Annotated in this window: 18 protein-coding genes; 6 read left to right on the top strand and 12 right to left on the bottom strand. The window is 71.9% G+C overall.

Going from position 1 to position 18,277, the window contains the following annotated elements:
- Nucleotides 1–2: 2 nt before the first annotated feature.
- A complete protein-coding gene (locus tag Vgi01_RS04995) occupies nt 3–959 on the bottom strand; it encodes a Rossmann-like and DUF2520 domain-containing protein (RefSeq protein WP_204290278.1) in 957 nt (318 codons plus the stop codon).
- 144 nt (nt 960–1,103) lie between these two features.
- Between Vgi01_RS04995 and Vgi01_RS04990 the strand changes: the two genes are divergently transcribed.
- Nucleotides 1,104–2,357 (top strand): SAM-dependent methyltransferase, encoded by a 1,254-nt coding sequence (locus Vgi01_RS04990; RefSeq protein ID WP_204290420.1) that lies wholly within the window; start codon nt 1,104–1,106, stop codon nt 2,355–2,357.
- An 18-nt stretch (nt 2,358–2,375) separates the two neighbouring features.
- Nucleotides 2,376–3,557, top strand: coding sequence for an NADH-quinone oxidoreductase subunit D (locus Vgi01_RS04985; protein ID WP_199180039.1), 1,182 nt, complete (start codon nt 2,376–2,378; stop codon nt 3,555–3,557).
- Between the two features lie 28 nt (nt 3,558–3,585).
- Here the strand turns inward: Vgi01_RS04985 and Vgi01_RS04980 are convergent, their stop codons facing one another.
- From Vgi01_RS04980 to Vgi01_RS04965, 4 genes are all read right to left on the bottom strand, one after another.
- Nucleotides 3,586–5,163, bottom strand: coding sequence for a hypothetical protein (locus Vgi01_RS04980; protein WP_204290277.1), 1,578 nt, complete (start codon nt 5,161–5,163; stop codon nt 3,586–3,588).
- Between the two features lie 149 nt (nt 5,164–5,312).
- A complete protein-coding gene (locus tag Vgi01_RS04975; RefSeq protein WP_102655974.1) occupies nt 5,313–6,314 on the bottom strand; it encodes a glycine betaine ABC transporter substrate-binding protein in 1,002 nt (333 codons plus the stop codon).
- Between the two features lie 356 nt (nt 6,315–6,670).
- Nucleotides 6,671–7,393, bottom strand: coding sequence for an ABC transporter permease (locus Vgi01_RS04970; protein WP_102655975.1), 723 nt, complete (start codon nt 7,391–7,393; stop codon nt 6,671–6,673).
- Between the two features lie 37 nt (nt 7,394–7,430).
- Nucleotides 7,431–8,117 carry an ABC transporter permease gene (locus Vgi01_RS04965; RefSeq protein WP_102655976.1) on the bottom strand — a complete coding sequence of 229 codons (687 nt, stop codon included), beginning with the start codon at nt 8,115–8,117 and terminating at the stop codon, nt 7,431–7,433.
- 2 nt (nt 8,118–8,119) lie between these two features.
- Here Vgi01_RS04965 and Vgi01_RS04960 point away from each other — a divergent pair, with 2 nt between their 5' ends.
- A complete protein-coding gene (locus Vgi01_RS04960; RefSeq protein WP_102655977.1) occupies nt 8,120–9,115 on the top strand; it encodes an ABC transporter ATP-binding protein in 996 nt (331 codons plus the stop codon).
- Nucleotides 9,116–9,169: 54 nt separating this feature from the next.
- On the opposite strand, the gene Vgi01_RS04955 is transcribed toward Vgi01_RS04960, so the two are convergent.
- From Vgi01_RS04955 to folP, 7 genes are all read right to left on the bottom strand, one after another.
- Nucleotides 9,170–9,661 (bottom strand): hypothetical protein, encoded by a 492-nt coding sequence (locus Vgi01_RS04955; RefSeq protein ID WP_102655978.1) that lies wholly within the window; start codon nt 9,659–9,661, stop codon nt 9,170–9,172.
- A gap of 98 nt (nt 9,662–9,759) precedes the next feature.
- Nucleotides 9,760–10,065, bottom strand: a complete 306-nt coding sequence (locus Vgi01_RS04950) for a hypothetical protein (RefSeq protein ID WP_102655979.1) — start codon at nt 10,063–10,065, stop codon at nt 9,760–9,762.
- A 59-nt stretch (nt 10,066–10,124) separates the two neighbouring features.
- Nucleotides 10,125–11,345 carry an ABC transporter permease gene (locus Vgi01_RS04945; protein ID WP_233196555.1) on the bottom strand — a complete coding sequence of 407 codons (1,221 nt, stop codon included), beginning with the start codon at nt 11,343–11,345 and terminating at the stop codon, nt 10,125–10,127.
- Between the two features lie 131 nt (nt 11,346–11,476).
- Nucleotides 11,477–11,962, bottom strand: a complete 486-nt coding sequence (locus tag Vgi01_RS04940; RefSeq protein WP_373306879.1) for a DUF3180 domain-containing protein — start codon at nt 11,960–11,962, stop codon at nt 11,477–11,479.
- A gap of 106 nt (nt 11,963–12,068) precedes the next feature.
- On the bottom strand, nt 12,069–12,596 hold the full coding sequence (gene folK, locus Vgi01_RS04935; RefSeq protein ID WP_102655982.1) for a 2-amino-4-hydroxy-6-hydroxymethyldihydropteridine diphosphokinase: 528 nt from the start codon (nt 12,594–12,596) through the stop codon (nt 12,069–12,071).
- Nucleotides 12,593–12,952 carry a dihydroneopterin aldolase gene (gene folB, locus Vgi01_RS04930; protein WP_102656028.1) on the bottom strand — a complete coding sequence of 120 codons (360 nt, stop codon included), beginning with the start codon at nt 12,950–12,952 and terminating at the stop codon, nt 12,593–12,595. The genes folK and folB overlap by 4 nt, the downstream gene beginning before the upstream one ends.
- Nucleotides 12,949–13,851, bottom strand: coding sequence for a dihydropteroate synthase (folP, locus tag Vgi01_RS04925; protein ID WP_204290276.1), 903 nt, complete (start codon nt 13,849–13,851; stop codon nt 12,949–12,951). Before folP ends, folB begins: the two co-directional genes overlap by 4 nt.
- Nucleotides 13,852–14,193: 342 nt before the next feature.
- On the opposite strand from folP, the gene Vgi01_RS04920 reads away from it, so the two are divergent.
- The 3 genes from Vgi01_RS04920 (at nt 14,194) to Vgi01_RS04910 (ending at nt 18,275) form a co-directional block, all read left to right on the top strand.
- Nucleotides 14,194–14,511 (top strand): hypothetical protein, encoded by a 318-nt coding sequence (locus Vgi01_RS04920; RefSeq protein ID WP_013736277.1) that lies wholly within the window; start codon nt 14,194–14,196, stop codon nt 14,509–14,511.
- 13 nt (nt 14,512–14,524) lie between these two features.
- Nucleotides 14,525–14,887 carry a hypothetical protein gene (locus tag Vgi01_RS04915; protein ID WP_013736278.1) on the top strand — a complete coding sequence of 121 codons (363 nt, stop codon included), beginning with the start codon at nt 14,525–14,527 and terminating at the stop codon, nt 14,885–14,887.
- A 112-nt stretch (nt 14,888–14,999) separates the two neighbouring features.
- Complete coding sequence (locus Vgi01_RS04910; protein ID WP_204290275.1) at nt 15,000–18,275, top strand: ATP-binding protein; 3,276 nt, start codon at nt 15,000–15,002, stop codon at nt 18,273–18,275.
- The last annotated feature ends 2 nt before the right edge of the window (nt 18,276–18,277 follow it).

The following is an 18,277-nucleotide window of genomic DNA, read 5'->3' as shown; positions in this document are numbered from 1 at the left end:
ACTCATGCCGCCACCCCGCTCTGATCCCGGTCGAGTACCCCGAACAGCGGCTCGGCATCCACCGGCCGCAGTCGGCCGGCGGCCATCGCCCGATCGGCGGTACGCCGGGCCAACGCCAGGTAGGCGGGGAGCGATTCGGGCGCGGTGGAGGCCAACTGCGTCAGGTGCCGGGCGACCGTACCAGCGTCACCCCGGGCCACCGGGCCGGTCAACGCGTCGTCGCCGAGGCGCAGCGCGTTCTCCAGCGCGGCCCGCAGCAGCGGAGCGAGCACCTTCTCGGGCTGCGCCACACCGGCGTCGCGCAGCCGGTCGGCCGCCTCGTTGACAAGCGTCACCAGGTGGTTCGCGCCGTGCGCCAGCGCCGCGTGGTAGAGCGGCCGGTCGGCCTCCCCGATCCACTCGGGCACCCCGCCGAGATCCGCCACCAGTCGGGCGGCCAACGGGCGCAGTTCGGCCGGCGCGGTCACCCCGTACGAGATGCCGGGCAGCCGGCTGAGGTCGTCGGGCGTACCGGTGAACGTCATCGCCGGGTGCAGCGCCAGCGGGCGGGCGCCGACCGCGACGGCCGGGGCCAGCACCGCGAGGCCGTGCGCCCCCGACGTGTGCGCGACCACCTGGCCGGGTCGCAACGCCCCCTCGGCGGCGAGCCCGGCGACCACCCCGGCCAGGGCGTCGTCGGGTACGGCGATCAGCAGCAGATCGGTGGCCGCCCGGGCGACCTCGACGGCCGGGCCACGGGAGACGGTGGGCAGCAGCAGCGCCACCCGCGCCTGCGATGCCCCCGAACTGCCGGTGGTGGCGACCACCCGGTGACCCACGGCCGCGAGCGCGGCCCCCAGGGTGGCACCGACGCGTCCAGCGCCGACGACGCCGACGGTGAGCACGGCGGGAATGGTGGCGAATGGCACGGTCGCGGGCCGCCGACGGGCGGCCGGGCGCGTGCGCAGCGGTGCGCTCATGTCACGATCCAGTCCTCGAGATGGGTACCGGTCGAGGCAAGTATGCGTCGCCGACGGGGATCCGAAACAAGGATGTGTGAAATCGTTCACCGCCGTTGAATCGGCGTGGTGGAAGCGCCGAAAGCGAGGACCGAGCTGATGGCAATGCGCTGGCATCAGGCGATGGAGCGGGCGCTCTACGGCACCGACGGGTTCTTCGTCTCCGGTGCGGGGCCGGCGGCGCACTTCCGCACCAGCGTGCACGCCTCTCCGGTCTTCGCGGGTGCGCTGCTCCGGTTGATCCATCACCTTGACGGGGTGCTCGGGTTTCCTTCCGTCTTCGACGTGGTGGATGTGGGTGCGGGGCGGGGGGAGTTGCTTCGGTCGCTGTCCGTTGGGGTTTCCGGGGAGTCCGCCCGCTCCGGGCGGTCAGGCTTGATCCCTGCGCGGGCGGGCTCCCCGGAAACCCCGACCACCACGGCCACCGTCCGGCCCTCACCCGTCAACCCATTGACGATCACGACGGGGTACGACGACAGCTGCGCGTCGGATCTCACCGTGGGCGGGTCGGTGCCGTTGGTCGAGCGGGTACGGTTCACCGCCGTCGAGCTGGCTCCGCGCCCCGATGACCTGCCCGAAGAGATCCGCTGGACCGACCGGATTCCCGCCGGTGTCACGGGTCTGCTGCTGGCCACCGAGTGGCTCGACAACGTCCCCCTGGACCTCGCCGTGCACTCCCAGCACGGCTGGCACTACCTCCTCGTCGACCCCACCTCGGGCGAGGAGACGATCGGAGACCCGCTCAGCCGAGCAGACCTCGACTGGCTCTCCACCTGGTGGCCCAGCCCTCTCGTACCTGACAGTGACAGCTCGACCGGGTCGGGTTTCCGGGCAACCCCCACGGACCGCACCCCAGTCCCGCTCGAACGAGTGGAGATCGGCAGGACCAGGGACGAAGCCTGGGCTGACGCGGTCGGCCACGTCGAACGTGGGCTGGCGTTGGCGGTGGACTACGGGCATCTGCGCGCGGAGCGGCCGGTCGACGGGACGTTGACCGGGTACCGGGCTGGGCGGCAGGTGCCGCCGGTGCCGGACGGGTCGTGTGACGTCACCGCGCACGTGGCCATGGACTCGGTCGCCTCCGCCGGTGAGCGGGTCGCCCGGTGTGCGTACCTCCTGGGGGCGCAGCGGGACGGGCTGCGGGCGCTCGGGGCCGACGGAGGGCGACCGCCGCTGAGCCTGGCCGCCGGTGACCCGGCCGGGTACGTGCGGGCGTTGGCCGCGGCATCGGCGGCGGCCGAGCTGACCGATCCGGCCGGGCTCGGTGGGCACTTGTGGTTGTGGCAGCCCGTCGGCCTGTCCACGGACCTGCTACCGGCGGGGTGTGCCGGACCGATCGACACCGCTGCGCCGTCGTGACCGGCCGGTCATGGCACGATGGCGGGCATGACCACGGGCGACCTGCGTGAGCTGACCGTCGGCACCGGCGCCGGGCTGGTGGCGGGCACCGGCGGGGAGCAACTCGGCACGGACATGGTGCTCAACATCGGACCGCAGCACCCGTCCACACACGGTGTGCTGCGGCTGAAGCTGGTCCTGGACGGCGAACGGGTGGTCGCCGCCGAGCCGATCGTCGGGTACATGCACCGCGGCGCGGAGAAGCTGTTCGAGGTCCGCGACTACCGGCAGATCATCGTGCTGGCCAACCGGCACGACTGGCTCTCGGCGTTCGCCAACGAGCTGGGCGTGGTGCTGGCCGTGGAACGGCTGATGGGCATGGAGGTGCCGGAGCGGGCGACCTGGCTGCGGATGGCGCTCGCCGAGCTGAACCGGGTGCTCAACCACCTGATGTTCCTCGGCTCGTACCCGCTGGAGATCGGCGCGATCACGCCGATGTTCTACGCCTTCCGGGAACGGGAGACGCTCCAGGCGGTGATGGAGGAGGTCTCCGGCGGGCGCATCCACTACATGTTCAACCGGGTCGGTGGGTTGAAGGAGGAGGTCCCGTCCGGGTGGACCGGTCGGGCCCGTGCCGCCATCGGTGAGGTACGCCGCCGGATGCCCGACCTGGACAACCTGATCCGGCGTAACGAGATCTTCCTGGCCCGTACGGTAGGCGTCGGGGTGCTCTCCGCGGCCGACGCCGCCGCCTTCGGTGCCTCCGGCCCGGTCGCCCGCGCCTCCGGGCTGGACCTGGACCTGCGCCGCGACGAGCCGTACCTGGCCTACGACCAGCTCGACGTGCCGGTGGTCACCCGCACCACCGGAGACTGCCACGCCCGGTTCGAGGTGCTGCTCGACCAGGTGTACGCCTCACTGGACCTCGCCGAGCAGTGTCTGGACCGGGTCGATCGGCTCACCGGGCCGATCAACACCCGACTGCCGAAGGTGCTGAAGGCCCCTGAGGGGCACACCTACGCCTGGACGGAGAACCCGCTCGGCATCAACGGTTACTACCTGGTGTCCCGGGGCGAGAAGACGCCGTGGCGGCTCAAGCTGCGCACCGCGTCGTACGCGAACGTGCAGGCACTTGCCACGCTGCTGCCCGGCTGCCTGGTGCCGGACCTGATCGCCATCCTCGGCTCGATGTTCTTCGTGGTCGGCGACATCGACAAGTGATCCGGCGGCCGGTGGCGCGGCGATCCGATCAGCGCCAGCGGTTGTTCGGATCCTGGACCGGCTGCCCGTAGCCGGTGTCCTCGGCCCGGTGACGCCGACCGTACGGCTCCGGTTCGGGCTGGTACGCCCGGGGCGGCTCGGGCTGGTGTCCGCGCTGTCGTGGAAGACGCCACTCGTCCGGGACCGGCACACCCCCGGCGGGCAGGCCGGGCCGCCGCTCCGGTTCGCCCCGGCCGTCGCGCCATCGCTCGTCACCGTCGGCGGCACGACGTGGTTCGGCGTGGCGCACGCTGGCCCAGCGGTCCGCCATCCGGTACTCGGTGCCGGTGTGGTCCGCGTTCACCTCGGCGTGGCGTTCACCGACCCGCAGTTCACGCCCCCGATCGTCGTCGCGTACGGCGGCCCAGCGGTCCCCGGCACGTAACTGCGCCCAGTACTCGCCGGTGTCGTCCGGACGCGACGGACCAGGTTCCACCTCGGCGGCGGCCGCCCACTGCTGCCCACCGTCATCCCAGCCCTGTTCGCCCCGGTACGCGGAGCCGCCCTGGTGTGCCGAGCGGTCGTGGGGTGCAGAGCCGTCCTGATACGCGAAACGGCCCTGATACGCAGAGCCGTCCTGGTAAGCGGAGCTGTCCTGGTGTGCGGAGCGGTCGTCACGGTAGGCGGACCGCTCGTCGGGTGGTGCGAACCGGTCGTCACGAGACCCGGACCAGGGACGGTCGTCGCGGGGCTCCGACCAGGCGGCGTGCTCGTCCCGGGCCGGTCCCGACCAGGCTCGCTCGTCGTCGCGGCGAGGGCGCTCGTCGCTGTCAGGCCAGTGTCGTTCGGCAGGGTCCGCAGGTCCGCCACGTGACCGCTCCCCTGCCGACCATGGGGTGGCGTAGCCGCCATAGCGGGGTGCCTCGCCCATCCCGCCACCGTCCACGATGGTGTGCCGGGTGGTGACATGCACGGTTTCGGTGTGGCGGACGACGCCCTGGCCTGTCGGCTGGGCCGAGCCGTAGACCCCGCCGGGGCGGGTCTGCCGCTCCCCCGCCACAGCCGGCGCGGGCCGCTCCCCGAAGGGAGGGGAAGCAGGCCGGTCTCCGAAGGGAGGTGACGACGCAGGCCGGTCTCCGAAAGGGGCTGACGGGGGCCGGTCCGTGAAGGGGGCGGACGGTGGAGGTTCCGGTGCCGCGACCCGGGCGCGGCCTCCGCCGACCGGTTCCGCACCGGCGGGCACAGCATCGACGGCTGAGGAACCGGCGGCGTCCGCAGTCCGGCGCAACCCGGCAATCGTCTGCTGGACCCGTTGGAGCTCGTCCAGCGCCTGATTGCCCCGCTGCGCGGCCGCCACGATCTCACTACGCAGTTCCCGCCGCAGTTCGTCGAGTTCCGCGCGCAGTTCCTCGGCGTGTTGCTCGTGACCGTTCTCGCTGCGCAGCGTGATGGAGAGCCCGATCAACACCACCGCCAGGATGGCCAGCAGCGCGGCGAACCGCAGTGGACCGTTCCCGTCGGCGACCAGCAGAATCAGCGCCGCGACCGGGGCCAGCGCCACCCCGCCCCAGAAGAGAGCGGTGAGTAACTGCTTGCTGCGCGGATCGGTGGGCACCGTTGCGGGCATGGGTCCGGAGCCTACCGAGAGTTGCGTTGGCTGGGAACGGGGCCAGTGGCAGCGATCGCTGCCGAAGTTCGACGCCGGCCGCTGATCTACCCGTGAGCAGCAACGACGGGCCGCCCCCGACCACCAGTCCGGCCGGGGGCGGTGTCGGTTCAGCTCGTGGCGTACGCCGCGTCGGTGGAGAAGACCAGGCCGACGCTGATCGTGCCGTTACGCAACCCGGTCTTGGTCAGCGGACCACCCTGGTCCAGCGAGGAGAACGAGCCGACCGAGAGGCCGTAGGTCTGCTCCAGCCCCGGCTTGCAGAACGGGCGCTCCTGGCACTCCGGCGGGCCACCCAGCACCGTGGCGGTACCCGAGCACTTCGTGGCCAGCTCGGACAGCGTCCGTACGCCGTACTTCTCGGCGAACTCCTTGGTCACCGCGAAGGCGTTCTGGTTCTGCGCCGGTGCCGGCTGGCCGAAGCTGAGGCCCACCTGCTCACCGAGACCGCGCAGGGCGGTGACGGTCTTCTCCACGTCGGGCGAGGAGACGGGGTCACTGCCGCCGCCGGTCTTGCCCTTGAGGAACTCGGCCATCGTCGCCGCGTACTCCGGGACGACCTGGATCTCACCCTTCTCCAGCGCCGGCTCGTACAGCTCCCGGTTGCCGATCTGCTGGACGGTCACCTGGTAGCCGGCCGCAGTCAGCTGGATCTTGTAAAGCTCGGCGATGATCTCGCTTTCGGTGAAGTTGCCCGCGCCGACCGTGATCTTTCCGCCTGGGCCCTTCTCCACCCCGTCGGCGAGCCCGTTGGCGTCGCTGAACTCCTGCGCCGCCGCCTGTGCGCTCTTGCGGTCCACGTCGACCGCCTTGTTGAGCTGCACCAGCTTCGGAGTGTCGAGCACCGCCGAGACCTTGTCGAGCGCTGCGACGAGCTGCGGGGTGGCGACCTTGGTGTTGATCGCCGGAATGATGTTGTCGGCATTCTGCAGGGCTTTGTCGTCCGTCAGCGCGATCAACTGCTCCCCGGCGACCGGGGCGCAGCCTTCGCCCGAGGCGGACTGCTGTGGCGCCTCGGTGCCGGACGAACCTGCCTCGCCGCAGCCCGCCAGCACGCCTGCCGCCGCAACGGCGCCGACAACGGCGATGGACAGTCTTCTACCTGCGCGCATGGACCCGCCTTCCGTGTCCCGGCGCGGCCCGTTCGGGCCGGCCGCGTGTCCGACGGGCGGCGATCTTGCGGCGGATCATCCCGCCGTCCCGCCTTCCGGCCGCCCGCTGATCCACCCAACATCCTGCCGAGCGCCACCGACAACTTCTGCGCCACGTTCGTCACCGGAACGTCACCATCCGTCGGCGCGACAGCGGACGTGACCCCGCGCCGCCAGCCCTTCATCGACCGTGGCGGGCGTCACCATCCAGGCGCGGCGCCACCACAGGGGCGCGACGTCACCACCGTGGCGGGCGTCACCATCCAGGCGGCGGCGTCACCATCCAGGCGGCGGCGTCACCAACCGAGGCGATCCGGTCAGCCGCCGGTGACCGCGTCCGCGGCGCGACGTGCGGCGCGGCGCCGGGCGCGGCGCAGCGGACGTGGGGTGACCAGCCGCTCGACAAGCCCGAAGATCAGCTCCGCGCTGACCGCGAGCCCGGCGACCAGCAGGCCACCGGCGAGGATCTGACCACCGCCCACCGCGATGCTCAGGCCGAACCCGAGCCGGATGATCTCGCCAAGGCCCCCGCCGTTGACGAAGGTCGCCAGGGCCGCCGTGGCGACCACCTGGACCGCGGCGGTCCGGAACCCGGCCGCCAGGTACGGAATCGCCAGCGGCAACTCCACCTGACGCAGCACCTGCGGCCCGGTCATCCCCATGCCCCGGGCCGCCTCCCGGGTCTGCGGATCGACCTGCCGTACGCCGGTGTAGGCGTTGGCCAGCAGCGGTGGCACCGCGAACACCGCCAGGGCGACGACCACGGCCGGTCGACCGAAGCCGAGGAAGGTCAACGGGAGGATGGTGAGCAGGGCCAGGGTGGGCACCGCCAGCGTCACGTTGGAGACGAGCACGACCAGCCCGCCGCCCCGGCCGACATGGCCCAGCCACAGCCCCAGCGGCCAGGCCACCAGGCAGCCCAGCAGCACCGCGGCGGCCGAGATGGTGACGTGCTCGCCGAGCCGATCCAGGATGCCACCCGGGTTCGTCCAGTTCAGCGGGTCGTTGAGCCAGACCACCGCCTGCTGTACGGGATTCATCGGCACCTCCGCATCACGCCCGCCGGGCTCGCGACCCTCATCCGACCCGCCCGCGCAGCCACGGGGTGAGCAGCCGGCCGACGCCCATGAGGAGCAGGTCGAGCACCAGGGCCAGCAGTACGCAGAGCAGCGTCCCGGTCATGATCTGGGCCTTGTAGAAGTTGTTGTTGAACCCGGCGAAGATGATCTGCCCGAGCCCACCCCGCCCGATCACCACGCCCACGGTGATCAGGGCGACCGTGGAGACCGTGGCCAGCCGCAGGCCGGTGAGGATGCCGGGCAGGGCCAGCGGCAGTTCGACCCGCAGCAGGCGACCCCAACGGCCGTACCCCATGCCCTCGGCGGCCTCCCGCACTTCCGCCGGCACCTGGTTGAGCCCGGCCACGGTGTTGCGGACGATCACCAGCAGCGCGTACAGCACCACCACGCTGAGCACGGTAGCGACGCCGATGCCCAGATAGGGCGCGACGAACGCGAACAGGGCCAACGACGGGACGGTGTAGAGCACCCCGGTGAGTGCGACAATCGGCCCGGTGAGCGGTCGGAACCAGTACGCCACCACGGCCAGCGGGACGGCGATGAGCGTGGCGATCAGCACCGCGCGCAGGGTGAGGGTGGTGTGGTCCCGTAGGGCGGCCAGCACCGTGTCAGAGTTGTCCCGCACGTACTGCCAGGAGAACCACGGGTTACCCGGGTCGGCCCGGTAGCTCAGGCGGAAGGACATACGTGGACGGTACCCCGGTCGCCGACGACGGCCAGCGCGCGGCGTCGATCACTCTCGACGGCATCGGTAAGCGTTATCCGGACGGCACCGAGGCGGTCCGCGACCTCAGCCTGCACGTCGACGCGGGTGAACTGGTGGTCCTGATCGGGCCGTCGGGTTGCGGCAAGTCGACAGTGCTGCGGATGATCAACCGGCTGATCGAGCCGACCAGCGGGCGGATCATGCTCGGCGACGCCGACGTCACCCGGACCGATCCGGTGCGGCTGCGCCGACAGATCGGTTACGTGATCCAGAACGTCGGGCTCTTCCCCCACCAGACGGTGGCGGCGAACGTGGCCACCGTGCCCCGGTTGCTCGGCTGGTCCAGGGACCGCGCCCGGCGGCGGGTCGACGAGTTGCTGGAGTTGGTCGGGCTGGACCCGACGCAGTTCGGCCGGCGCTACCCGCACGAACTCTCCGGTGGTCAGCGACAGCGGGTGGGCGTGGCTCGGGCGCTCGCCGCCGACCCGGTGGTCCTGCTGATGGACGAGCCGTTCTCCGCCGTGGACCCGATCGTGCGTACCCGGCTCCAGGAGGAGTTCCTGCGCCTGCAGGCCGAGGTGCGTAAGACCATCGTCCTGGTGACCCACGACCTGGACGAGGCCGTCCGGCTCGGTGACCGGATCGCGGTGCTCTCCGAGGGGGGTCGGCTGGAGCAGTACGACACCCCGGCGACGCTGCTCGGTGCGCCCGCCACCCCGTTCGTCCGCGAGTTCGTCGGCGCCGATCGGGGCATCCGCCGGTTGGTGGTCACCCCGGTCACCCGGGAGGTGCTCGCACCGCTGCCCAGCGACGGTGTGGCGGGCCTGCCGGCGGTGGTCCTGGGCGGCTCGGCGTACGACGCGCTGGCCGTGCTGCTCACCTCGGCCGGTGGACAGGCCGTGGTGACCGAGCAGGGCCAGCCGGTCGGTCTGCTCAGCCGGGAACGTGTCCTGGCGCTCGCGGAGCCGACCGGCTGATGTGACTGGCACCGGGCCGGCCACCTGAACCAGGTCACGGGGCCGGCCACGGCGTCAGCGACGTCCCCGCCAACCGCCCAGCGTGGCGATGCCGATGATCCAGCCGGTGAACAGGCCGTACTCCGCACCGTCGCCGGCGGCCTGCAGCGCGCCGAGCAGCGAGGGGTTGCTCCGGATCAGTGCGGTGAGCAGGGCCGCCAGGGCCGCTGCGAAGACGTACGCGGCCCAGCCGGCGAAGAACTGGCTGAGCGTGCCCCGGGCGCGGGCCAGCTGGGAACCCGGAAGCAGGTAGAGGAAGACGAAGGTCAGGACGACCAGGAGGATCGCCTTCAGGTCCGCCGCGATGATCTCCTGAATGGAGTCGGACGAGTCGAACCGCCAGGCGGGCCAGGCGAGCAGTCTGAGGAACCACCCGCCGGCGCTGTCGGGATCGGTGTTGTCTCTGGCCCAGTCGGCGTACCAGGGGCTGCCGAAGACCAGGACCAGCAGGAGCGCGGCGAGGGTGCCGGCCCCTGGTGCGGACTTGTATCGGTTGGTGAGAGCCATGGCCCGCTAGTTCCCAGCGGATCGACATGAACAAACGCGAGGGCGCGTTTTGTGACGGTATGCCGGGACGAGCGGATGTCGCGGTCAGCAGCCCTCGGTCAGTGCTTCATCAGATAGTCGATGAAGGCGGCGCGCAGCAACGGCGCGGACTCCTCGTAGCCGTGACCGGTCATCTCCCGCCACAGCGCCACCGCCTCGTCGACCGTCGGCCCCACCGAGTTCGGGGCACCGTCGAGCGCGGCAGCCTCGTCGGCGTTCGGCAGATGCCGGAGCACCGACCAGAAGAACTTCACGTCCCGGCGCTCCCGAGCCACCGTGAACGCCTGCTCCCGCAGCTCCTCGGTGCTGAGCGCGTCCAACTCCTCGAACGACCGGCCGCCGGAGCTCGATGATGTGTCGGTCATGCGCCGAGCCTAACTGCCGAGATCACATCCGGCTCGCCGACGACGCGCCAGACCATCGTTCACCTGTCGTCGGCCTGCCAGATCGGCGAGTTGGTCTCCCAGCGGCGCGGGCCCCACGGATCGGTGGGGTCGCCCGTCGACTGCGCCGGCAGGACGGGCGGCCAGTCGCCGACCGGCTCCGGCTGGGACATCGCCCAGCCGCCGGCACCGCCCGCCGGGTCCCCGGCCGCCGGCGGAGACACCGGGCGGGGCGGTCCGACGACCGGCCGACCGTACCGCTCGACCAGCCGGGTCACCGCCAGTCCGACCGCCAGCGCCGCCCCGCCGACGACCCACCGGCTCACCGTCCAGCCGCGGGCCTGCGCGTAGGCGAGGAACAGGCCGACTGCGCCGACCGTCAGCAGCGTGCCGAACACGCCACCCCGCAGACCGAAGGCGCTGGTGCCGGCGAGCAGCACGGCACCGACGGCCAGCACGGTCCAGTCCAGCCCGTCCCCCGGCGTGACCGCGTCGTCGCTCGACGCGAGCAGAGCGCCCGCGAGCATCGCCAGCACGGTGGAGCAGACGTACCCTCCGGTGGTGACGACGGCGGCCGCCACCCCTCGCCGTCGGGCCGGGTCCGCGACCGGGCGAAACCGGCCCACCAGCCGGCGGATCGGTCCGATCGCGCCGAACAGCCCGCCGATCACGGTGAGCGCGGCGAAGCCCACGAAGAGCTGCCCGGCGATGTCGCGCGGGTCGTAGTCCCCCTGGACCAGCACCGGAGCGGCACGCTGCTCGATGTAGACGACCACGCCGGCCGCCGCACCCAGGCTCGCGGCCCAGCCGGGGACGTGCAGCAGCACGACCACCAGCCCCAGCACCAGGCCACCGACCGCGGCCACCGCGGCGGGGGTGCCCACGGCGATGAGCAGGCCCCGGTCGCTCTGCTCGGCGAAGTTCAACCCGGCGGCGACCGCCACCGGCCCGATCGCGAGGTTCACCGCCGCGGTGCGCAGGGTCAGCCCGGCAGCCAACGCCAGCAGACCGAGGGCGACCACGTCGACGATGAGGGCACGCAGCCCGCTGCCGCGCAGTGCCGTCGGGTTCTCCAGCCAGAGCAGATAGACCAGGGCGGCGAAGCCGAGCAGCAGGAGCGTCTCCCAGAGCACGTAGACCCCGAAGCGGTCCCCGCCCGGCTCACCGTTCTGACGGTCGTCGACGACGGTGTCCGTGTCGACGGTGGATCCGACCGGAGCCGACTCTGACTGCCCACTGCGGCCTGGTTCGTCGTACGCCATCATGCCTGCCTTCCAGCGGCCGCCCGGACTGCTTCGACGAAAGGGCATATTGGTGGTGACCGCTTGCCCTGCGGTCGCAGGCACCGTACCCGCGAGCGCAGCCGGACGTAACCCCTGTGCGGCAGGTGGGTCTAGCGTCGACCCGGCTGCGACTCCCAATCGTCGGGCTCATGGTCGTCGTCCGGCCGTTCCGGAACCCGGCAGGACCGCTCCAGCCAGAGCGCCGCCGCCACCAGAGCGGCCGAGGCCACCAGCCCGGCGATGCCGGCCGGCCGATCCTGCTCGGCGGCCCGCGTGGACTGGACCAGCAGCCAGCCGGCCAGCCCGGCGTAGAAGCCGGCGAAGATCGCCCCCACCAGGGCGGAGGCCTTGGCGAGGACGACGAACCGGGCGACCATCAGCGGGTTGACCGGTTCGCGGCCCGGTCGCCGCTCGATCCGCCCCCGGGTGTTGATCGCGGCGTACGCCTCAAGCACGGCCAGCCCGGCCAGGGTGACCACCGGCAACCACGGCAGCGGCGGCAGCCGGTCGTAGTAGATGCTGCTGATCAGCAGCCAGGCGACCGCCGCAGCGGCCAGGGCGGCGACCACCAGGGTGGAGATCCGCGTGGGGCGCATCCGCGACTCGTCGGGCGGTGGGGTCTGTGTCATGTCCGCCGCCTGCGCGGCGTGCCGTCACGACGTGCCACGGCACCGCGTTGATCACTCGCTCGCTGCCGCTCGCTCATGTGGTCGACTCTAACGCCAGATCCGGTCGGGGACGCAGTTCCGCGACCTCGGCCGCCGCCGGTCCGGAGGTCAGCAGATCGGTCAACCAGCCGTGTCCGGGCAGCTCACCGTACGGCTGGATGTCGATCCACGGGCGCAGCACGAAGGCGCGCAGGTGCGCCCGGGGGTGCGGCAGGGTCAGCTCCGGGTCGGCACTGAGCACCGGCTCGCCGTCGTCGGTCCAGACCGCGATCACGTCGACGTCGAGCGTGCGGGGGCCGAACCGACGGTTCGGGTCGCGTACCCGCTCGGCCGCCTGTTCGGCGGCCCGCGCCCGGGTCAACCAGTCGTACGGTCCGGCCTGCGGGTCAGCCACCAGCAGCACGGCATTCAGGTACGCCGGCTGGTCGGTGTCGCCCCACGGCGGGGTCTCGTACACCCCGGACGCCATCAGCACGTGCTCGCCGAGCACCGTCACGGCGGTACGCAGATGCGCCATGCGGTCCCCGAGGTTGCTGCCCAGGGAGAGGACGGCCCGGCTCATCGGGCCCGACGCATCGTGACGGCCACGTCGGTGAAGGTGTGCGGGATCGGCGCCTCGGGTTTGCGCACGGTGATCGTCGCGGCGTCGACCCGTGGGTCGGCCAGGCACACCGTGATCAACCGGTCGGCGAGGGTCTCGATCAGGTTGACCGGCTCCCCGGTGATCACCGCGACCAGCCGCTCGGCGAGTTCGCCGTAGTGCACGGTGTCGCTCACCTCGTCGGAGCGGGCCGCCGGCGCGAGATCCAGTTCCAGGACCGCGTCGACCACGAACTCCTGGCCGGCGACGCGTTCGAAGTCGTACACCCCGTGCCGCCCGTGGGCCCGCAGCCCGGTCAGCTCGATCCGGTCCGTCATCGCCATACCCCCTGCTGATCGCCGGCGGAACCCGCGCCCGCCAGCGCGGTGCCGGCTGCCGGAGCCAGTCGTGGACGACCGGTCGCCTGCCAGACGGCCAGGGCGTCCACAGTGGCGCGCACGTCGTGCACGCGTACACCCCAGGCGCCGGCGGCGACCGCCAGCAGGCTGGTGGCGACGGTGGCCGACTCGCGACCGCCGGTGGGTCGGGGTACGCCGTCGGGTCCGGCCAGCAGCAGACCGAGGTACGACTTGCGGCTCGCGCCGAACAGCAACGGATAGCCGAGTTCCAGCAACTCGGGCAGCCGAGCGCTGAGCTGCCAGTTGTGGGCGGCGGTCTTGGCGAATCCGAGCCCCGGATCGATCACGATGCGATCGGCGGCCACCCCGGCGGCGAGCGCGGCCTCCACCCGCTGGCCGAGTTCGGCGCGTACGTCGGCGACCACGTCGTCGTAGGCGGCCAGTTCGGTCATCCGCCGGGAGTGACCTCGCCAGTGCATCAGCACCCACGGGCAGCCGGCGTCGGCGACGACCCGGGCCATGTCGGGATCGGCGAGCCCACCGGAGACGTCGTTGACCACCACCGCACCGGCCGCGAGGGCCGCCGCGGCGACCCGGGCACGGGTGGTGTCGATGCTGACCGGCACGCCGGCGCCGGCCAACTCCCGGATGACCGGGACCACGCGGGCCACCTCGGTCTCGGCGTCGACGCGCTCGGCACCGGGCCGGGTCGACTCGCCACCGACATCAACCAACCCCGCACCCTCGTCACGCAGCCGGACGCCGTGTGCGACAGCGGCCCCGACGTCGGCGTAGCGTCCGCCGTCGGAGAACGAATCGGGCGTGACGTTCAGGACGCCCATCACCACCGGGGCCGGGGCCCGCACCAGATCGGTCACGACTAGACGGTACCGGTCGCCGAGACCGCCGTGATCGACCCGGGTCAGGGCACTGACATGCGAATTGAAACATGTGTACGATCGGTCGTCCGGGCGGTATCGGGCAGACTCTTCGCGGCTTGTCGCAAAGGGGGGCGGCCCGTACGCTGTGGAATTGCCCAGCATCGAGATGGCGACGCTTGGAGGGAGGGCCAAAGCGGGGTAATCCGCCCAAAAATCGCCACCTACCGTGGCGAGCTACGCACGCAGGGTCTCGGCCGCTGCGCAGAGTAAGCACCGATCCCGCAAGGCTTGCCTACTGCACCACCGCGGCGCCGCCGGCCGCGACTTGGGGAGGTTCCAGTGATCGCCATCGAGCTGATGGAATCGGCGTCGAGCAACGCCGCCCACCTGCTCACCGCCCTGGCATCGTCGATTCCACTCGCGGCAGAGGAGCCGAAGGGAATCAACACCGAGGGCGTCGTCACCTTCTTCGCCAGCAAGATCGCGCCGATCCTGCTCGCCGTGCTTGGCGTCATCTTCATCGGCCGAGCCAGCCGAGGCGAGATTTCGAAGGTGTTGACCAGCTCCGCCATCGCGATCGTCGGACTGGCATTCATCGCCGGAGCCGCCACTCTCTTCTTCATCGGCGACTTCCTGATCAACCTGATCTTCGAATAGGCGCGGGCACGAGATGCGGCTGCGCACCGACGACGACATCTACCGGGCCCGCCTGGTCTATCTCGGGCCGCCCGGCTACACCCTTCCGGTCCACCTGCCCTACGCCCAGTATGGGCTCTTCATGCTGCTCGTTCCCCTCTACATGTTCATCCACTGGCTGTTCACGTTGCAGGTCGAGCTCTTCCCCGCGTGGGAGATCGCCCTCGCCATCGTGACCACCTCGTTCGTCTTCCGGTACGTCGATCCGGACCGGCCAGCGCGCATGGTGATCCGCACCGCGCTGACCGACTGGCGACGCACCCGGGAGCCGGCCGCCGAGCAGCGCGACCCGCGCCTGGTCGGAAGCGGGATCAGGATCCGGGAGGAACTGGCATGACCGGCTGCACGCCGTACCGGCCTTCGGAGGGTTTGCCGGCGACAAGCGAGGCGGATCCGCAGCCGCCTCGCCGCCATCGGGTGACCACTGCGAGCACGGGCAGGGCGATCGCATGAGCCGCTCCTCCACGCCGGGGTCCCCGGCCGGGCGTTCGGCCGCACCGCACGGTAACCGTGCGCGATCGCTCGACTACCCACAATCCGCGGATCCCGAGGAGGCCTCGCTCAATCCGGCGCTGGCCACCACCCCGGGGCACGGCAGCGTGGGAGTCTTCCAGGCACCCCGCCCGCCGCAGCGCCGGTCGGCACCGGCCGAGCCCTCGCCGGCCCTACCCGCCACCCGCGACAGCGCCGACATCGACTCCCCGTTCCTCGACCTCTTCGGTGGCACCTACGCCCGGCCCGGGTCCGCACTGCGCGGCAACGGCCAGCCGCCCCGGGCCCTGCCGCAGCAGGCGACCCCCGCCCCGCAGGCTCCGGTGACCCGCCGGCCGGCACCCACCCCGCTACCCGCGCCACCCGTCCCGCCGACGCCTATCGCCGCCCCGGAGCGCCCCGCCGACAGCCCTCGCCCGGTGGCCGGCCCGGCGATCGCGCCCCCCGCGCCGCCTCCGCCGCCGCCCGTCACCACCGCCACGTCGACCAGCGACAGGTTGCCGAGCGCCCGTCCCCCCGCCGACGACCGTCCGCACGACGGGCCACCGGTGGACGCCGCGGCCAGCCGCCGAGCCGGCGCACCGGCCACCCGGGTCGCCAGCCCACCCCGGCAGCGCTCGGCCGACCGTCGGGACCGACCGACCAAGCCGGTCCGGGTCCGCGCCCCGAAGATCAAGTTCGGCGACCGTGATCCGGCGGTGGAACTGGCGATCACCGAGATCGCCGGTCACCTGACCTTCACCCCGAACACCGTCACCGCCTGGTACTGGCTGCCCGAGGTGCGCTGGGCCTTCCGCCCGGACGCGGAACGCGAGGCGCTGCTCTCGGCGATCTCCGAGCAGTACGCCGGCCTGGCCGGGTTCCGACTGCACCTGCGCCGCACCACCCGCCCCTTCCCGGCCGACGAGTGGGCCCGCACCATCGACGCCCACACCCACTCCCCGCTGCCCGACGTGCCCGGCACGCCGGGCTGGGCCGACCACCTGGTGGCCGCCCAACGGCACCTGCTCTCGGTCAACCATGCCGAGGGCCAGACCTACCTCGGCGTCACCTTCGCCCGTCGCTCGCTCGGCGACTCGCTCACCGAACGGTTGCTGCGCACCTTCGGGCGTGGCGTCGCCGAAGGCGAACGACGCAAGCTGGGCCGTACCGTCGAGCAGTTCGACGAGGTGCTCGGCGCGTTCGGCATGCGGGGCCGGCGGGTCACCGCACAGGAACTGGAATGGCTGCTCTACCGCTCGGTGGCGCTCTGCATGGCCCCTCCGGGTGCGCTCTCGCCGATCACCGACGGGCGCTGGGAGCGCGGTGACCTGCTCGCGCTGACCGAGCAGGTGGAGCGTTACCGCACCCCGTACGGCTCGACCGTGAAGCTGGTCAACCGGATGACCGGCGAGGAGCGGCACGTGGCCGTGCTCGCGGTGGGTCGAATGGAGCCGCTGGAGATCCCCGAGCGGCACGAGCCGTGGCTGCACTTCCACGAGCGGCTGCCGTGGCCGATGGAGCTCTCCACCCGGGTCGACATCCTCGGCTCCGGTGACTCCTTCCGTAACCTCGAACACCGGCTCCGGATGATCCGGTCGCAACAGCTCGACTACGCCGAGCACGGCATCGACGCACCACCGGAGTTGGAGCGGCTGGCCAAGCGGGCACTGGTGATCGGCGACGAGATGACCACCGGCCTGCCGGTGGACTCCGCTCGGGCGCACGGCTGGCACCGGATCGCGGTGGGTGGGCGTACCCGGGAGGAGTGCCTGGAGCGGGCCCGCCGGTTGATCCAGCTCTACTCCCGGGAGCTGCGCATCTCCCTGCAGCACCCGAAGAACCAGGACTGGCTGGCCCGGGAGTTCATCCCCGGCGAGCCCATCGCCAACACCGGCTATGTCCGGCGGATGCCGGTGCACCTGCTGGCGGCGGCGCTGCCGCAGGCCGCGTCGACGGTCGGCGACCGCCGCGGCGACCTGATCGGACGAACCGCCGGCACCTGCCGCCGGCCGGTCTTCCTCGACCTGCACTTCCCCATGGAGGTACGGGAACGCTCCGGCCTCGCGGTCTTCGTGGCCGAGCCGGGTGGTGGCAAGTCGACACTGCTCGGCGCGCTGGGCTACCTGGCAGCCCGGCGCGGCGTGCAGGTGACCCTGCTCGACCCGTCCGGCCCGCTGGCCCGCCTCTGCGCGATGCCGGAGCTGCGGCCGTACTCGCGGGTGCTCAACCTGACCGGCTCCGAGCACGGCACCCTGGCGCCGTACTCGTTGATCCCGACGCCGCTGCGCAGCGAGTTCGGTGCCGGTGCCGCCGGGGACCGGGAGTTCGAGATCTCGGTCTCCAACGCTCGGGCCGAACGCCGGATGCTGGTGCAGGACATCTGCATGATGCTGGTGCCGCCGCAGGTGGCCCGCGAGGCGTCCACCGCGACCCTGTTCCGGCACGCCGTACGCCAGGTGCCGGCCGAGGAGACCTCCACCCTGGACGACGTGGTCACCTGCCTCGCGCAGCTCGACGACGACGCCGGGCGGGAACTGGCCAACCTGCTGCTGGACACCGCCGAGATGCCGCTGGCCATGCTCTTCTTCGGCCGCCCCCCGGACGGACTGCTGGGCGCGGACGCGGCGCTCACCGTGATCACCATGGCCGGCCTGCGGCTGCCCGATCTCAAGATCGAGCGGGAGTACTGGTCGGCCGAGGAGGCGTTGGCCCTGCCGATGCTGCACACCGCGCACCGGTTGGCAGTTCGCCGCTGCTATGGCGGTTCGATGGCGTCCCGCAAGCTGGTCGGCCTGGACGAGGCCCACTTCATGGAGGGTTGGCGGTCCGGCCGCTCCTTCCTCGTCCGACTCGCCCGCGACTCCCGCAAGTGGAACCTCGCAGCGCTCGTCGCCTCCCAGAACCCTCGCGACATCCTCGGCCTCGACGTCCAGAACCTGGTCTCCACCGTCTTCGTCGGCCGGATCGCCGAGGACGCCGAGATCGCGTCGGAGGCGCTGCGCCTGCTGCGGGTCCCGGTCGACGACGGTTACGAGGCGACCCTCGCCTCGCTCTCCACCGCCGACGCGACCTCCTCGCACCGGCTCGGCTTCCGCGAATTCGTGATGCGTGACGTCGACGGCCGGGTGCAGAAGGTCCGAGTCGACGTCTCCTACGTGGATGGACTTCTGGAGCACCTCGACACCACCCCCGCCGCCATCGCTGCCGCCGCCGGGGTGCTGCCGACCGTGCTGCCTGACCTGGAGGCATGACA

It is taken from the genome of Micromonospora gifhornensis (genome assembly GCF_016863515.1).
Classification (GTDB): Bacteria; Actinomycetota; Actinomycetes; order Mycobacteriales; family Micromonosporaceae; genus Micromonospora; species Micromonospora gifhornensis.
The sequence above is the reverse complement of the archived record's forward strand: the minus strand, read 5'-3'. Positions and strand labels throughout refer to the sequence as shown.

Excerpts from the sequence above, each read along its gene's own strand:
- Vgi01_RS04980 (WP_204290277.1), bottom strand. The coding sequence starts at position 5,163 with ATGCCCGCAACGGTGCCCACCGATCCGCGCAGCAAGCAGTTACTCACC.
- Vgi01_RS04995 (WP_204290278.1), bottom strand. The coding sequence starts at position 959 with ATGAGCGCACCGCTGCGCACGCGCCCGGCCGCCCGTCGGCGGCCCGCG.
- Vgi01_RS04940 (WP_373306879.1), bottom strand. The coding sequence starts at position 11,962 with ATGCGCCCCACGCGGATCTCCACCCTGGTGGTCGCCGCCCTGGCCGCT.
- Vgi01_RS04985 (WP_199180039.1), top strand. The coding sequence starts at position 2,376 with ATGGCGGGCATGACCACGGGCGACCTGCGTGAGCTGACCGTCGGCACC.
- Vgi01_RS04970 (WP_102655975.1), bottom strand. The coding sequence starts at position 7,393 with ATGAATCCCGTACAGCAGGCGGTGGTCTGGCTCAACGACCCGCTGAAC.
- folB (WP_102656028.1), bottom strand. The coding sequence starts at position 12,952 with ATGACGGACCGGATCGAGCTGACCGGGCTGCGGGCCCACGGGCGGCAC.
- Vgi01_RS04965 (WP_102655976.1), bottom strand. The coding sequence starts at position 8,117 with ATGTCCTTCCGCCTGAGCTACCGGGCCGACCCGGGTAACCCGTGGTTC.
- Vgi01_RS04975 (WP_102655974.1), bottom strand. The coding sequence starts at position 6,314 with ATGCGCGCAGGTAGAAGACTGTCCATCGCCGTTGTCGGCGCCGTTGCG.
- Vgi01_RS04945 (WP_233196555.1), bottom strand. The coding sequence starts at position 11,345 with ATGGCGTACGACGAACCAGGCCGCAGTGGGCAGTCAGAGTCGGCTCCG.
- folK (WP_102655982.1), bottom strand. The coding sequence starts at position 12,596 with ATGAGCCGGGCCGTCCTCTCCCTGGGCAGCAACCTCGGGGACCGCATG.
- Vgi01_RS04955 (WP_102655978.1), bottom strand. The coding sequence starts at position 9,661 with ATGGCTCTCACCAACCGATACAAGTCCGCACCAGGGGCCGGCACCCTC.
- Vgi01_RS04950 (WP_102655979.1), bottom strand. The coding sequence starts at position 10,065 with ATGACCGACACATCATCGAGCTCCGGCGGCCGGTCGTTCGAGGAGTTG.
- Vgi01_RS04915 (WP_013736278.1), top strand. The coding sequence starts at position 14,525 with ATGCGGCTGCGCACCGACGACGACATCTACCGGGCCCGCCTGGTCTAT.
- Vgi01_RS04910 (WP_204290275.1), top strand. The coding sequence starts at position 15,000 with ATGAGCCGCTCCTCCACGCCGGGGTCCCCGGCCGGGCGTTCGGCCGCA.
- Vgi01_RS04990 (WP_204290420.1), top strand. The coding sequence starts at position 1,104 with ATGCGCTGGCATCAGGCGATGGAGCGGGCGCTCTACGGCACCGACGGG.